Source organism: Burkholderia sp. Bp9143 (genome assembly GCF_003853645.1).
GTDB lineage: Bacteria > Pseudomonadota > Gammaproteobacteria > Burkholderiales > Burkholderiaceae > Burkholderia.
In genome coordinates this window covers 1-356 of sequence record NZ_QTPO01000184.1, presented here as the reverse complement: position 1 = coordinate 356, position 356 = coordinate 1, and the positions used below count along the sequence as shown (strand labels likewise).

At 64.6% G+C, this 356-nt stretch carries 1 protein-coding gene; it reads right to left on the bottom strand.

Annotated features, from left to right (window positions below):
• Window positions 1-338: phage baseplate assembly protein V (locus DIE23_RS39265; protein ID WP_260436379.1), on the bottom strand; the 338-nt coding region annotated here is incomplete at its 3' end.
• Between the last annotated feature and the right edge of the window lie 18 nt (window positions 339-356).

The window sequence follows — 356 nt, the reverse complement described above, 5'->3', positions numbered from 1 at the left end:
TCCAGTGCGGGCTGGCGGAACGCGTTGACGGCACTGCCGATAATCACCGGCAAATCCGGATCGCCGTGGTAGTGCGACACCGCGACTTCATGCCCGATGCGCGGGATAAACGTCGCGCCCATGTCCACGCCTTGCCACGGTGACAGCACGCGCAGCCAGATGCCCGAATGCTCGTCGTGCCGGCCTTGTCGGTCCCATGCGAACTGCACCTTCACGCGTCCGTATGGGTCCGTCCAGATTTCCTGCTCGGCGGGGCCGACAACGATGGCCCTCTCCGGTCCGCTCATGACGGGCTTGCGAACGCTGCGTTCCAGGCGGAACGGTTCGTTCGTCGGCAACAGTTCGAATTGCGCGTC